At 52.6% G+C, this 14,827-nt stretch carries 12 protein-coding genes; all 12 read left to right on the plus strand.

The features are described from left to right. The first annotated feature begins 158 nt into the window (after positions 1 to 158). Positions 159 to 1,820 (plus strand): S1C family serine protease, encoded by a 1,662-nt coding sequence (locus tag NST26_RS08730; RefSeq protein ID WP_339254985.1) that lies wholly within the window; start codon positions 159 to 161, stop codon positions 1,818 to 1,820. A 130-nt stretch (positions 1,821 to 1,950) separates the two neighbouring features. Continuing rightward, entirely contained in the window at positions 1,951 to 2,637 is a 687-nt protein-coding gene (locus NST26_RS08735) for a response regulator transcription factor (RefSeq protein WP_036722376.1), read from the plus strand. A 1-nt stretch (position 2,638) separates the two neighbouring features. Beyond that, positions 2,639 to 4,090, plus strand: a complete 1,452-nt coding sequence (locus NST26_RS08740; protein ID WP_209872944.1) for a sensor histidine kinase — start codon at positions 2,639 to 2,641, stop codon at positions 4,088 to 4,090. Between the two features lie 57 nt (positions 4,091 to 4,147). Further along, positions 4,148 to 5,104, plus strand: a complete 957-nt coding sequence (locus NST26_RS08745) for a 4-hydroxy-3-methylbut-2-enyl diphosphate reductase (RefSeq protein WP_036722368.1) — start codon at positions 4,148 to 4,150, stop codon at positions 5,102 to 5,104. 261 nt (positions 5,105 to 5,365) lie between these two features. Next, positions 5,366 to 6,412, plus strand: coding sequence for a 3-deoxy-7-phosphoheptulonate synthase (gene aroF, locus NST26_RS08750; RefSeq protein WP_339254986.1), 1,047 nt, complete (start codon positions 5,366 to 5,368; stop codon positions 6,410 to 6,412). A gap of 13 nt (positions 6,413 to 6,425) precedes the next feature. Then, positions 6,426 to 6,704: a hypothetical protein gene (locus NST26_RS08755; protein WP_076079776.1), complete on the plus strand. Its 279-nt coding sequence runs from the start codon at positions 6,426 to 6,428 to the stop codon at positions 6,702 to 6,704. Beyond that, complete coding sequence (glnA, locus tag NST26_RS08760) at positions 6,694 to 8,118, plus strand: type I glutamate--ammonia ligase (RefSeq protein ID WP_036722362.1); 1,425 nt, start codon at positions 6,694 to 6,696, stop codon at positions 8,116 to 8,118. The genes NST26_RS08755 and glnA overlap by 11 nt, the downstream gene beginning before the upstream one ends. Before the next feature lie 542 nt (positions 8,119 to 8,660). Further along, positions 8,661 to 11,408, plus strand: coding sequence for a GH36-type glycosyl hydrolase domain-containing protein (locus tag NST26_RS08765; RefSeq protein WP_340954808.1), 2,748 nt, complete (start codon positions 8,661 to 8,663; stop codon positions 11,406 to 11,408). A gap of 145 nt (positions 11,409 to 11,553) precedes the next feature. Further along, positions 11,554 to 12,435, plus strand: a complete 882-nt coding sequence (locus NST26_RS08770; protein WP_340954805.1) for a hypothetical protein — start codon at positions 11,554 to 11,556, stop codon at positions 12,433 to 12,435. Between the two features lie 106 nt (positions 12,436 to 12,541). After that, entirely contained in the window at positions 12,542 to 13,633 is a 1,092-nt protein-coding gene (gene serC / locus NST26_RS08775) for a 3-phosphoserine/phosphohydroxythreonine transaminase (RefSeq protein WP_036722639.1), read from the plus strand. A gap of 195 nt (positions 13,634 to 13,828) precedes the next feature. Continuing rightward, entirely contained in the window at positions 13,829 to 14,293 is a 465-nt protein-coding gene (trmL, locus tag NST26_RS08780; protein WP_036697752.1) for a tRNA (uridine(34)/cytosine(34)/5-carboxymethylaminomethyluridine(34)-2'-O)-methyltransferase TrmL, read from the plus strand. Between the two features lie 153 nt (positions 14,294 to 14,446). Further along, on the plus strand, positions 14,447 to 14,701 hold the full coding sequence (locus NST26_RS08785; RefSeq protein ID WP_340954801.1) for an AbrB/MazE/SpoVT family DNA-binding domain-containing protein: 255 nt from the start codon (positions 14,447 to 14,449) through the stop codon (positions 14,699 to 14,701). Positions 14,702 to 14,827: the final 126 nt, after the last annotated feature.

Here is a 14,827-nt window from a genome sequence, read left to right on the forward strand (position 1 = left end):
AGATCTGTTTGATTAATCAACGATCCATCATCGTCTTGGTATCTTTTATCTCCGCTTAAATTGTTTTTAATGTGACCTTAAGGTTTACAGTACAAAATAAGGACATCAAAACAAATAACACTTTGCCTGACACGGCAAGGCGCGGGAGGAAAGTAAACATGGACGATAACAAAAACAACTTCAATCGTGAGAACAACTACAATCGTGATCATGAACCGGGACCGGATCGTGAATGGGACAATAATCATAATGATACTGATAACAGCACTAATTCAACCGCAGAAGGCGGCTCCTACTACTATTCTTACGGACCTTTCAAATCGCTGAACAATGATGAGATGAACGGCAATGACCCGCAGCATTATAACCGCCGCGATCCTGAGCGGGTAGAGGTTACACCGCCACAGCCGGTGAAGTCCTTACCGTATAACACATCGCTTCGCACTACCGGCAATGACGGGAACGGCGGACGCGGCGGCAATCCTCCTGAGGGGGGCAACGGCTGGCAGTACAACCGTAAGCCGAAGAAGCCGGTGAAGGCGGTACTGGTATCTTTTCTCGCCGGAATGGTAGTCTTATCAGGCTCCATGTTCATGGCAGACCGGGGGAACTGGTTCACCGGAGGCCAGGAGGCAGCCACAGTTGCAACGAATCCGGCAGGGAAGACGGCAAGCGGCAATGCTAATATTACACCTTCCACTTCCGCAGCGGCGCTGGTCACCGGCTCGGGAGATGTATCCGGCGTAGTTGAAGGGGTAGGGCCGGCAGTCGTCAAGATTGAGACGCTGGTGAAATCGAACAACTCGCGGAATAGAAGCAGCAGCCCGAATATGAGCGATCCATTCTCACAGTTCTTCTTCGGTGATCAATTCGGCGGCGGAGGTTCCGGTTCGAATAATTCGGAATCCCAGCCGGGCTCGAATAATTCTTCTCCGCAGCTTACACCTTACGGTATTGGTACAGGCTTCATCTATGATTCGAACGGTTATATCCTGACCAACCAGCACGTGGTAGATGGTGCCGATGTCATTCAGGTTACCGTAGACGGCACCTCCAAGACTTATGAAGCGAAGCTGCTGGGCTCCAGCAAGGATCTGGATCTCGCCGTACTGAAGATTGAAGGCTCGGACTTCCCGTCTGTGGCGCTTGGCGATTCCGATAGCATTAAGGTCGGCTCAGAGGTTGTGGCGATCGGGAACCCGCAGGGCTTCGACCATACAGTGACAACCGGGGTGCTCAGTGCCAGAGGCCGCAGTATTGATATTGCCGAAGAAGACGGTAGTGGTACAAAAACCTACAAAAATCTGCTGCAAACCGACGCCTCGATCAACCCGGGGAACTCCGGCGGACCGCTGCTCAACATGAATGGCCAGGTCATCGGTATGAACGTTGCAGTAAGCAGAGATGCCCAAGGGATCGGTTTTGCGATTCCGGTAAATACCATTAAAGGCGTGGTAGATAAGCTTGAAGCCAATCAGGAAATTCCTAAGGAACCGGTGCCGTTCATTGGGGCTACTCTGATGACGATTACCGATGAAGTTGCCAAGCAAATGGGGACAACGATTAAAGAAGGCTCTGTAGTAGCTGAAATTGTCTTTAAATCTCCTGCTTATACAGCGGATCTGCGTCCTTACGATATCATTACAGGAATTGACGGAAAGAGCTATGCTACCAGCCAGGATCTGATCACTTACATCCAGACGCTTAAGGTAGGCGATAAGGCGACTCTGAATGTGGTCCGTGACGGCAAAAAGCTGGATCTGCCGGTAACGATCGGCAACAAGAATGATTTCGAGACCACGCAGACTCAGAAGCAATAAGCACATCATGCGGTGGGCGTTAGAGCGGAAGGGGCAACCCTTCCGTTCTGTGCTGTTCGTGTACGGATGCGGAGAGACTGGTGCATCTGATACAATAGAGATATATGAATGAGACAATGGGGGCTGCCGGATGCGACCGAATATACTGATAATTGATGATGATGAGAAAATAACCTCTATGCTCCGCCGCGGGCTGGCCTTTGAGGGCTATGATGTCAAGACGGCGTCCAACGGGGCTGACGGGCTGCGTGCCGTTCTGAACAGTGACCCAGATGTGGTCATTCTGGATGTTATGATGCCCCAGGTGGACGGGTTCGAGGTCTGCCGCCGTCTGCGGGAGGGCGGGAGCAGCGTTCCTGTGCTGATGCTGACGGCAAAGGATGAAATCGAGCACCGGGTGAAGGGGCTGGACCTGGGCGCGGATGACTATCTGGTGAAGCCGTTTGCGCTGGAGGAGCTGCTTGCACGGGTACGGGCACTGCTCCGGCGCAAAAGCGAGCAGGGCGGTAGCCCGGATCAGGCCGTCACCTATGAGGATATTACGCTGGATGTGGATTCCCGGGAAGTGACCCGCGCCGGGCGGCGCCTGGAGCTGACGGCGAAGGAATTCGAGCTGCTTCATCTGTTCATGCAGAATCCGAAGCGGGTGCTCTCCCGCGATCTCATTATGGATAAGATCTGGGGATACGATTACAGCGGGGAATCGAATGTCCTGGAGGTATATATTGCAATGCTGCGTCAGAAGACGGAGGAGCATGGCGGCAAACGACTGATTCAGACGATCCGGGGAGCCGGTTACATCCTAAGAGGTGACTAATATGTCCATACGTTTGCGGCTTACTGCCTGGTATTCGGGAATTCTGGCTGTCATGCTGCTGGTTTTGTCCGGCGTGATCTATGCGTTCGTCTATATTAATACGTACGGCGATTTGAAAAACCGGCTCCAGAATCAATCGCATCAGGTAGAGCTGAAGGCGGGCCTGAGCCCGGACGGAAACCTGCAGCCTGTGCTTGGGGGACCAGCGGGTCAGAGCCTGTTCGCCCAAATGTACATCTATGATCTGGACCGGCTGATTCTAAGCCCAAATATGACCGAAATTAAACTGAAATTCCAGGTTCCCGCCAAGGAGGACCTGCATAACCAGGAGGGATTCCTGCAGGCCAGCTATGGCGGTAACCCCTTCCTGATCTATCAGCGGGCGGTTGATGTAACGCTCAACAACAGTCTGCCTGCGCCTGCTGTCCTTCAGGTCGCCGTCTATACGGGGGAACAGGTCACGCTGCTGAACCGGCTGAAGAATATTCTGCTGGCCGGCTCCTTCGCTACCCTGCTCGCAGCCTTCACCTTCGGCCTCTTCCTGGCCCGCAAGGCGATGAGTCCGATTGGCAAGGTCATTGAAGCTGCGAATGGAATACAGACGGGAACTGACCTTAGCTCGCGGATCGTATATGACGGTCCGCAGGATGAGATCGGACGGCTGATTGAGACGGTGAACAGTATGCTCGGGCGGATGGAAGGCTTCTATACGGGGCTGGAGGAGGCCTATGCCACGCAGCGCCGCTTCGTCTCGGATGCTTCGCATGAGCTGCGGACACCGCTTACAACCATCCGCGGGAATATTGATTTGCTGCAAAAGGTCTGGGAAATGAAGCCGGATGACAGCCGGATGTCTGAGGCGGATATCCGCCAGCTCTCAATTGAATCGGTGAAGGATATCGCCGATGAAGCGGCACGCATGAGCCGTCTGGTAGCGGATATGCTCTCCCTGGCCCGGGCGGATACCGGCCGGACCTTCGAGATCGAGCCGGTAGCGCTGGAGCCGATGATGACTGAGGTAGCCCGCCGGGCGTCCTTCCTGACGCGCGAAGCGGAGTGGTCTGTAGGTGAGATGGGCCATCTGAATGGTAAGTATATCCTGGGGAATAAGGATTACCTGCAGCAGATGATGTTTATTTTCATTGACAATGCGTTCAAATACACTCCGGCCGGTGAGGTAACGCTGGATGCCTTGCTGTATCAGAATCAGGTGGGAATCCGCATTGCTGATACGGGAATCGGGATGGACAAAGATGAGGTGCCGCATATCTTCGACCGCTTCTACCGTGCAGATGAATCCAGAGGAATTACGGAAGGCATCGGGCTAGGACTGTCCATTGCCAAATGGATTATTGAGGAGCACGGAGGCTCTGTTGAGGTGGTCACCCGTCAGGGGGAAGGGACGACCTTTGTGATCTGGCTGCCGCTTCTCTTTGCCCCGCCGCTGGAATAGGGTATAATTGAGTGGCTCCTATTACAGCAGTCATTGACAGCAGAAAGCGGTGAATTCATGGAAGTCATCAAAATCTCTCCCCGGGGTTATTGCTATGGCGTCGTCGATGCTATGGTGATGGCACGGCAGGCTGCGCAGAATCTGGATCTGCCCCGGCCGATTTATATACTGGGCATGATTGTGCACAACAGCCATGTCACGAACTCCTTCGAGGATGACGGAATTATTACGCTGGACGGGCATAACCGTCTGGATATTCTAGATAAAATAGATAAGGGAACAGTCATCTTCACAGCCCACGGCGTATCGCCTGAAGTACGTAAGGTGGCACGCGCCAAAGGCCTGACTACGGTGGATGCTACTTGCCCGGATGTGACGAAGACGCACGACCTGATCAAGGAGAAGGTTGATGAGGGCTGCGAGATTATCTATATTGGCAAGAAAGGCCACCCGGAGCCGGAAGGTGCGGTGGGAATTGCGCCGGAGCATGTCCATCTGATCGAGAAAGAAGAGGACATTGCCGGCCTCTCTATCCCTTCCTCACGGATTGTCATTACGAACCAGACCACAATGAGCCAGTGGGATATCAAGCATATTATGCGCAAGCTGCTGGAGACCTTCCCTGGTGCCGAAGTTCATAATGAGATTTGTATGGCTACGCAAGTGCGGCAGGAGGCTGTCGCTGAGCAGGCGGGCCAGTGCGAGCTGGTTATTGTGGTCGGTGATCCGCGCAGCAATAACTCCAACCGCTTGGCGCAGGTATCAGAGGAGATCGCGGGAGTTACAGCCTATCGCATCTCGGATGTATCCGAGATGAATACAGAATGGCTGAAGGGAATCACCAAGGTAGGTGTGACTTCCGGCGCTTCTACGCCGACGCCGATCACCAAGGAAGTCATTAATTATCTGGAGCAGTATGACGAAGCGAAGCCGGAGACCTGGGAGATCAAGCGCACAGTCAATATGGCGAAGCTTCTGCCTCCTGTGAAGAACAAGACTGCCAGCACCAGCTGACAGGTCTGCATAACAATAACGATGAACTCATAGCGGATAACCGGCAGTGCGGCCTGAGAGGGCTGTGCTGCTTTCTTCGTTTTTGCCACATAGAATTCACACGGAACGGGGAATAATGGTTGACTGAAAGGGGAATATGCGATAAAATTACTTTAGTGCTTAAAAGCGTACACGCGTCGTAGCGAAATAGTAAATCAGAGAATTAGCAGTGTGCCGGTCTATCCAACAACACTAATACGGGTCCAAAAGGGGAGCTATAATATGATCGTTATTACATCCAACCAAACACCTCAGGAACAGGTGAGTGAGATTATTGCCGTGATTGAGAAGGAAGGCTTGCAGGTCCATCTCTCTGTAGGGGCTGACCATACCGTAATCGGACTGGTAGGGGGCGTCACTCCGAAGCTAGCCGAGCATCTTCGCCAGATGAAGGGCGTGGAGAATGTAGTTAAGATTACCAAATCCTATAAGCTGGCGAGCCGCGACTTCCATCCGGAGGATACGGTTATCGATATCCGCGGAGTGAAGATCGGCGGGGAGAACTTGGTTATTATGGGCGGTCCGTGTGCCGTAGAATCTCCGGAGCAGATCGATGAGATTGCCCGGCTGGTCAAGGCTTCCGGCGGCCAGGTACTGCGCGGAGGTGCCTTCAAGCCGCGTACCGGACCTTACAGCTTCCAAGGGGTTGGCGTGGAAGGGCTGACAATGATGGCGGAAGCCGGCAAACGTCACGGCCTGCTGACCATTACTGAGGTCATGACGCCGGAATACGTGGATATTTGTGCTGAGCATGCGGATATTCTGCAGGTAGGTACACGCAACATGCAGAACTTTGACCTGCTGCGCAAGCTGGGGACCTGCGGCCGTCCTGTGCTGTTGAAGCGCGGGTTCAGTGCGACCTATGATGAGCTGCTGAACGCGGCAGAATACATTCTCGCGGGGGGCAACCGGGATGTCATGCTGTGCGAGCGCGGCATCCGTACCTTCGAGACTTACACGCGTAACACGCTGGATCTGTCGGCCATTCCTGTGTTGCAGAACCTCAGCCATCTGCCTGTAATCTCTGACCCGAGCCACGGCACCGGACGCCGCGAACTGGTAGCCCCTATGGCCAAGGCCTCGGTTGCTGCAGGCGCCAACGGTCTGATCATCGAGATGCATACCGACCCCGATAACTCCATGACCGGAGACGGCGTTCAGTCTCTGTTCCCTGAGCAATTCGACAGCCTGCTGCGGGATCTGGAGAAGCTGGCACCGCTGGTGGGCCGCAAGTTCTCTCCGTCTCTGGAGGCTGCGCCTGTAGTATGATTGTCAACGAATAATGACTATTGAACAGCTCTCTTCTCCCGCTTCAGGCTGGAGGATGAGAGCTGTTTTTGCTGCATATTGGACAAAGGTGACATGGAATCCGGATGAAATTGGTATTTTCACCAAAGCGTCAGAATATCTCACATTGTCGCAAGAAATACCTGACATAAGCATTGACGATGTTAGGTATGCGATTTATAATGACGACAGCAAAAAAATAAAAACAAGAACATTTGATACGATGAGCGGCCTAATGTTCGGAATCTGGGGAGGAATTAAGCATGTCGGTTGAAAAAGTATTGCAGACGATCAAGGAAAACAATATCGAGTGGGTGGATTTCCGGTTTGTAGATTTGGGTGGACGTGCTCACCATATCTCTTTGCCAGCATCCGCAGTTGAAGAAGAAACCTTTGTAAATGGAGTAGCATTCGATGGTTCTTCCATTACAGGCTTCCGGGGGATTGAAGAGTCGGATATGGTAATGATGCCTGATCCAAGCACCACTTACATTGACCCGTTCACTGCTCACCCGACACTGAACATTATGTGCGACATTTTCACGCCTGATGGCGAACGTTATGAGCGCGACCCGCGCGGTATCGCAGTGAAGGCTGAAGAATTCCTGCAATCCAGCGGTGTAGGTACAGCAGCATTCTTCGCACCTGAATCCGAGTTCTTCATCTTCGACGATGTCCGTTACGAGAGCGGAATGAACACTTCCTCCTTCTATGTGGATTCCGAAGAAGCAGCATGGAACACAGGCCGTAAGGAAGAAGGCGGCAACATGGCATTCAAGGTTGGCGTGAAGGGTGGATACGTGCCTGTAGCTCCAGTGGATTCCCAGCAGGATATCCGCAGTGAAATGTGCCGTTTGCTTGGTGAAGCGGGTCTCGAAATTGAGCGTCACCATCACGAAGTAGCAACAGCAGGCCAGGCGGAAATCAACTTCCGTTTCGATACCTTGAAGAAAACAGCTGATAATCTCCTCACTTACAAATACATTGTGCAGAACACTGCACGCCAATACGGCAAGGTAGCCACCTTCATGCCAAAACCGCTGTTCGGCGATAACGGTAGCGGAATGCACGTTCACCAATCGATCTTCAACGGCAGCGAGCCTTTGTTCTATGAAAAAGGTGCTTATGCCAACCTGAGTGAAATGGCGCTGCACTACATCGGCGGTATCCTGTATCATGCTCCTGCATTGATCGCGCTGACGAACCCAAGCACCAACTCGTTCAAGCGTCTGGTTCCTGGCTATGAAGCACCGGTCAACCTGGTCTATTCCAAGGGGAACCGTTCCGCTGCTGTCCGTATCCCGGTAGCTGCTGTGACACCTAAGGGCTGTCGTATCGAATTCCGTACACCGGACTCTACGGCTAACCCATACCTGGCCTTCTCCGCTATGCTGATGGCTGGTCTGGACGGAATTAAGAAGAAGATCAACCCTGAAGAAATGGGCTACGGTCCGCTGGACAAGAACATCTACGAATTGTCTGATGCAGACAAAGAGAAGATCCGCAGCGTTCCGGGTACCCTGGACGAAGCTCTGGATGCACTGGAGGCTGACTTCGAATTCCTGACAGAGGGCGGCGTATTCACCAAAGACTTCATCGATAACTATATCGCCCTGAAGCGTTCCGAAGCTCAAGCCGTTGCCATCCGCGTTCATCCGCATGAATACTCCCTGTACTTCGACGTATAAGCTTATAAGATAAGCTAGTGTAAAACTAGCTGGATAGAGAGGCCCCTGGAATCTTTTGATTCCGGGGGCTTTTTGTATTTATCGTGTAAACAAACTTCGGTGACAGCTGATCGTGCTGGAGGGTGAGGTGAATGGTGGAAGGTGAAAGGGATAAATCCCTCTGATTTAGAGGGGAGTTGGCAAATGAGTTAAATGAGGAGCACTAGTGCACCCGAATTCGGAGAATGTGTGCTAGTTGAGCAAATGTGGAACCCCGTTCGTACTTGTTACAAATAGCTTAATATTGTGGTTTCGTAAATTTTCGTTACTAAAATAGTATTAATGTAATGAAATTACAATTATATGTGATTATCTGAGCTTTAGAGTATTAATTTTGCACATTAATCTCTGCTCATAAGTCACAAATAACGCTTTACAAAGGAAAATAACGGTGTAATAATGAAACCGAAACCGATTTCGGAAAGCGGTACCGGGCTTTGCGATTATGTGGTCATACGCAATCAAGAATACGTCTGCTGTTAGGAAAAGGGAGGATGAATGTATTGAAGGAGCAATTAAAGGTGTCAAGATCGGGCTGGAGCTTCACCGGGAATAACGGGGACTTTCGACTGGAGCAGCCGGACCGGAGCAGCTTTTTATATTTTCCGCTGGTGAATGAAGGGGGCATGATGTCCTCGGTCAGTCCTAAGCTGCATGGTCAGGCCACTTCGGGCCATAATACCTTTCTGACACCGCCAATCTCCGTGGAGGATCTGCATAACTCCCGCGCCTCGCGCAATTTCTGGGTGTACATTGAAGGCAAGGGCGCCTGGTCGGCTGCCGGCAATTCTGCACGGCAGAATGCGGCGTTCTATGGCGAAGCAGCAGATGAATCCTTGCTGGAGGCAGGACTTCTGTGGCATCGGGTGACGCGGGAGAGTAAGGAGCTGGGGCTGAGAGCGGAGATCACAAGCTTCGTACCCTGCGGCAACGACAAGGTTGAGCTGATGAAGGTGGTACTTACAAACAGCGGTACAGAGGCGCTTACGCTGACATCTACAGCGGCTATTCCGTTGTATGCGCGTTCTGCGGATGATCTGCGCGATCACCGGCATGTCACCTCGCTGCTGAACCGGATCTATACTTCGGCGTATGGCGTAGAGGTGCAGCCTGCGCTGTCCTTCGACGAACGCGGCCACCGGGTGAATCATACTTCGTACGGGGTATTCGGGGCTGGTGAGGGCGGAGCGCTGCCAACCGGATTATTCCCGGTGCAGGAGGAATTCATCGGCGAGGGCGGAAGTCTGGACTGGCCGGAAGCGGTCGTGAACAATCTGGCGCCGCCGATTGGGGAAGATGGCGGAGTGCCTTGGGAAGGATATGAGGCGCTGGGTGGTTTGCGGTTCGCCGCAATCACTTTGGAGCCGGGTCAGAGTCATTCTTATGTCGTAGTCATGGCGATTGACAATGATAGAATCGATGTGCAGGCGCTGATGGCCAAATATGGCTCTGCTGCGGCTTTTGACGCGTTGCTTGATGAGAATAAACGCTTCTGGGCGGATAAAGTCAATACGGTAAAATTCCATACCGGAGATCACGCCGCCGACGAATGGATGAAATGGGTCACGCTGCAGCCGGTGCTGCGCAGGCTATACGGCAACTCGTTCCTGCCTTACCACGATTATGGCAGAGGGGGACGCGGCTGGCGCGATCTCTGGCAGGATTGCCTGGCTCTGTTGATTATGGAGCCTGCGGATGTGCGCAGCCTGCTGCTGAACAACTATGCCGGAGTTCGAATTGACGGCAGCAATGCGACGATCATCGGGCAGCAGCCGGGCGAATTCATTGCCGACCGCAACAATATTCCCCGGGTCTGGATGGACCATGGTGCGTGGCCGTTCCTGACTACCATGCTATACTTGGATCAGAGCGGGGATCTGGACTTCCTGCTGCAGGAGCAGACTTATTTCCGTGATACCTTCATGAACCGCTGTAAGGACCGCGACGCCTCCTGGGAGCCGGGGGCAGGAAGCAGTCTGCGGACAACTGCGGGCGAAGAATATACAGGTACTATTCTGGAGCATATCCTGCTGCAGAATCTGGTTCCTTTCTTCAATGTGGGTGAGCACAATAACATCCTGCTGGAAGGCGCAGACTGGAACGATGGCCTCGATATGGCTGCACAGCGGGGCGAAAGTGTTACATTCACAGCCTTCTATGCCAGCAACCTGCTCGATCTGTCCAAACTGCTGGTTACCCTGAAGGAACGGACTGGCGGAGATACGCTGGAGCTGGCCGAAGAGATGGTGCTGCTGCTTGACTCGCTCGGCCAAGCTGTCGATTATGAATCGGTGACGGCCAAGCATGAGCTGCTCAGCCGCTTCTATGCTGCTGCACCGAATAAGGTGAGCGGGGTAAGAGCCGTGCTGACGCTTGAAGAGGTTGCAGCAGATCTCTCCCGTAAGGCGGAATGGATCTTCGATCACCTGCGCCGCAATGAATGGGTAGAGAGCGGACACGGTGACGGCTGGTTCAACGGCTATTATAATAATGACGGTGAACGTGTAGAAGGGGAATGGGCGGAGAGCACACGGATGACGCTTACCGGTCAGGTCTTCCCGCTCCTCGGCCACGCTGCTGCTCCAGAGCAGATTCCTGCGATCATCTCTGCGGTAGAGCGCAATCTGTACGATGAGAAAATCGGCTACCGTCTGAACAGCAACTTCGGCGGCATTCAGCAGAATCTGGGCCGGGCATTCGGCTTCGCCTTCGGACACAAGGAGAACGGAGCCATGTTCAGCCACATGACCGTTATGTACGGCAATGCGCTGTATAAGCGCGGATACGTCAAAGAAGGCCGCAAGGTGCTGGATTCACTGTATAATCTGAGTGCGAACTTCGAGGTGAGCCGGATGTATCCCGGAATTCCGGAATATATCAATGAGCAGGGCAGAGGAATGTATACGTATCTGACAGGCTCGGCAAGCTGGCTTCTGCTGACGATGGTAACTGAGGTATTTGGCGTCAAAGGCAAGCTCGGCGACCTGCTGCTGCAGCCGAAGCTGGTGAATGAACAGTTTGACGGCGATAAGAGCGCCTCGATCAAGACTATCTTTGCCGGACGCGAGCTGAAAGTCGTCTATATGGCCTCTGGAAGCACGGAATACGGAGAGTATCAAATACACGCAGCCCGCTTGAACGGGGCTGAGGTAACGCTTCAGCGCGTCTCAGAGGGTGCTGTGATTCCACGCAGCCTGTTGACAGACCTGCCTGAAGGAGAAATTCATCTGCTGGAGGTAGAGCTGGCCTAAAGCCGGAGCTGCTGAATTCTATCGCCTGCTTTGCCGGTCCGCGCGGAGCAGGCGTTTTAATATCCAAATAACCCGTATAGAATGGGCTTGGAAATGCTATGATAGGATGTGCTGCGTCCAACCAGGACAGAAAGGAAAGAGATCAATGACACGTATACTATCCAATGGAGTACTGACCGTAGAGATTGCTGATGTGGGAGCCTATGGAGGCACCCGTTTTGACTGGACAGGATTTATTACAGGCGTGAAGCTGGACGAGGGCGGGCATACCTTTTGTGTTCCGGAAAGTCTGGTGCCTGGGCAGGGTACTGGAGGGATAGGCCTCTGCAATGAGTTTGGCATTTCCCGGGCAATTGGCTATGAAGATGCTGCTCCTGGGGAATGGTTCCCCAAGCCCGGCATCGGGCTGCTGCAGAAGCAAAGTGATGAGCCTTATTCATTCGTCGGGGAGTATCCGCTTAAGCCATTCCCGATCACTGAAGAGTGGAGCGAAGACTCGGTTACATACACTGTGCAGCCGCTGGAATGCCGGGGCTACAGCATGCGGCTGGTCAAGACATTGAAGCTTGAAGATAACCGGCTGGATATTTCCTACAGGATAGAGAATACAGGGACCGAAGCGCTGCGGATTGAAGAGTATATTCATAATTTTGTCGGCATTGATGGGGCGCTGGTAGGGACGGATTATGAGCTTAGGCTGCCGGGAACGCCCCAGATCGTAGCCCCGGAATCGGCGTATACGGAGAATTTGCTCAGCATAGACGGGAATAGCCTGACATGGGCCGGGGAACTGGACCGCCAATTCTATTGCAGACTCGAAGGCTGGGAGCAGGAGGCGGACTATTACTGGGAACTGATCCATAAGCCTACTGGGGCCTGCATCAGAGAGAGCGGAGATTTCGCTGCTGAGCGGATTGCGCTGTGGGGAGACAAGCATGTAATTTCACCCGAGGTTTTTGCAGACATCACTATTTTACCGCGTCACAGCAAGGGTTGGAGCCGCAGCTACCTGTTTTCAGCCTCCTGATTGCGGCCTAGCTTACCTCATATGTGAATAATTATACTTGCTGGTGTTTATCGTTATCTGCTATCATAGCGATATCCATATTCATAGGAGAGAAAGGGTGGGAGTTATTTTGAGCAAGAGAGCATACAATTTTAATGCCGGTCCGGCCGCATTGCCGCTGGCAGTATTGGAACGTGCACAGGCGGAGTTCGTTGAATTCCGGGAGAGCGGAATGTCCATTATGGAGATGTCGCACCGCGGGGCGATATACGAATCCGTGCATAATGAAGCTCAGGAACGCCTGCTTTCGCTCCTCGGCAATCCGCAGGGCTACAAGGTATTGTTCATTCAGGGCGGAGCAAGCACACAGTTCGCCATGGTTCCGATGAACCTTATCGCTGAAGGCCAGGTCGGCAGTTATGTCATGACAGGAAGCTGGGCGGACAAAGCCCTGAAGGAAGCCAAGCTGACAGGCGGCGGTCATGTAGCCGCATCCTCCGCAGATAAGAAATTCCTGGCTATTCCTGAGCTTAGCAGCATCAAGGCTGCGGACAATGCCGCTTACCTGCATATCACCTCGAATGAGACGATTGAAGGCACGCAGTATGCACAGTATCCTGATGCCGGTAACATTCCGCTGGTTGCCGATATGTCCAGTGATATTCTGAGCCGCGACTTCGATGTGAACCAATTCGGTCTGATCTATGCCGGTGCACAGAAGAATCTCGGACCGTCGGGCGTTACCGTAGTGATTGCCAAGGAAGAGCTGATCGCAAGTTCTCCGGCGAATATTCCGACGATTCTGCGGTATGATACTCATTACAAGAACAACTCTCTCTACAATACGCCGCCATCCTTCTCTGTATATATGGTTAACGAAGTGTTAAAATGGATTGAGGAACAGGGCGGGCTTGCCGGCACTGAAGCCAAGAACCGTGACAAAGCAGGTCTCCTGTATGATTATATCGATGGCAGCGACGGCTTCTACCGCGGAGTTGCGGAAGAAGGCAGCCGTTCCATCATGAATGTAACGTTCCGGATGCAATCGGAGGAGCTGGAGAAGCAGTTCATCAAAGCTTCCGAAGCGGAAGGCTTTGTCGGCCTCAAGGGACACCGCAGCGTAGGCGGCTTACGGGCTTCGATCTACAACGCAGTCCCACATGAGAGCGTTAAGGCGCTGGCTGATTTCATGAAGCATTTCCGGCAAACTCAAGGGTAATGAAAGAACGTTCCTGACCTTCCGCCTTGCAGCGGAAGGTTTCTTCTTGCCCGCAGCCAGGATCATAGAGCCCGGCCTGTGTCCGGCCTGTATCTGCAAGCAGCATCAAGAACACAACACAGGGCCATGGAGGACACGGCGGATACTTACTCCGCCGCACTCCTTAAGACCCTACAGAGAGGAAGCATTCGTATTATGGCATTACACATTGTGCTGGTGGAACCGGAAATACCGGCGAATACCGGCAATATCGCCCGTACCTGTGCGGCCACAGGAACCCATCTCCATCTCGTGCACCCGCTGGGCTTCCGCACAGACGATGCTACGCTGAAGCGTGCCGGACTCGATTATTGGCATGCAGTGAATATTGAATATCATAATTCCTTCAGTGAAGTTTTGGAGAAGTATCAGGAAGGGCGGTTCTTCTACGCGACCACCAAGGCCAAGAAGCGCTATAGCGATTTCGCCTTCCGGGATGGAGACTTCTTCGTGTTCGGGAAAGAAACCAAGGGGTTGCCGGCAGAGATCCTGGAGGCTGGTCAGGAAACGGCGATGCGGATGCCGATGAGCGAGGCGGTCAGATCGCTTAATTTGTCCAATTCGGCAGCGATTGTGGTCTATGAAGCGCTCCGGCAGCTCGATTTCCCACAACTTTTCTAAAAGTTGACATCATTTTTTATTTTTTTCAGCAGGATTCGACATTTTAGTAACGAAATAGTTGATTAGTGCCGAAGAAAGTAATAGGGTACGTGAACTTGGATGTCAGAAATGGCACTACTAATCATAAGTTGAACAGGAGAGTGTAAGTTAGATATGAAACCTGCTGGCGTTGTACGTAAAGTAGATCAGCTGGGTAGAATTGTTCTGCCTAAGTCTCTGCGTAAAAGGTATCAAATGAATGAAGGTGATCCTGTAGAAATTCTTGTTCAGGGCGACCACATTATTCTGGAGCGTTACCGTCCGAAGTGTGTCTTCTGCGGATCTATGGAAGGCGTAAGCGAATATAAAGAACGTTACATTTGTTCAAGTTGCCTTACCGAGATGACCCAACTGCCAAAACACGCGTAAGCGTAGAGCGCATCAATTATCTACATAGGGTAAAACGCGTAAGCGCGTCTTATAACATGGATGCTGGTTGGACTCGGCTTCAGTGAATAGTGAAGAACACAAAAAGAGCGCCGCACACATCAGTGC

Origin of the sequence: Paenibacillus sp. FSL R7-0128 (genome assembly GCF_038002245.1) — a bacterium.
Classification (GTDB): domain Bacteria; phylum Bacillota; class Bacilli; order Paenibacillales; family Paenibacillaceae; genus Paenibacillus_AQ; species Paenibacillus_AQ silagei.

Bases quoted from the DNA above. Each gene is read 5' to 3' on its own strand.
- NST26_RS08730 (WP_339254985.1), top strand. From the start codon at position 159: ATGGACGATAACAAAAACAACTTCAATCGTGAGAACAACTACAATCGT.
- trmL (WP_036697752.1), top strand. From the start codon at position 13,829: ATGGCATTACACATTGTGCTGGTGGAACCGGAAATACCGGCGAATACC.
- NST26_RS08755 (WP_076079776.1), top strand. From the start codon at position 6,426: ATGACTATTGAACAGCTCTCTTCTCCCGCTTCAGGCTGGAGGATGAGA.
- NST26_RS08735 (WP_036722376.1), top strand. From the start codon at position 1,951: ATGCGACCGAATATACTGATAATTGATGATGATGAGAAAATAACCTCT.
- glnA (WP_036722362.1), top strand. From the start codon at position 6,694: ATGTCGGTTGAAAAAGTATTGCAGACGATCAAGGAAAACAATATCGAG.
- NST26_RS08740 (WP_209872944.1), top strand. From the start codon at position 2,639: ATGTCCATACGTTTGCGGCTTACTGCCTGGTATTCGGGAATTCTGGCT.
- NST26_RS08745 (WP_036722368.1), top strand. From the start codon at position 4,148: ATGGAAGTCATCAAAATCTCTCCCCGGGGTTATTGCTATGGCGTCGTC.
- aroF (WP_339254986.1), top strand. From the start codon at position 5,366: ATGATCGTTATTACATCCAACCAAACACCTCAGGAACAGGTGAGTGAG.
- NST26_RS08770 (WP_340954805.1), top strand. From the start codon at position 11,554: ATGACACGTATACTATCCAATGGAGTACTGACCGTAGAGATTGCTGAT.
- NST26_RS08785 (WP_340954801.1), top strand. From the start codon at position 14,447: ATGAAACCTGCTGGCGTTGTACGTAAAGTAGATCAGCTGGGTAGAATT.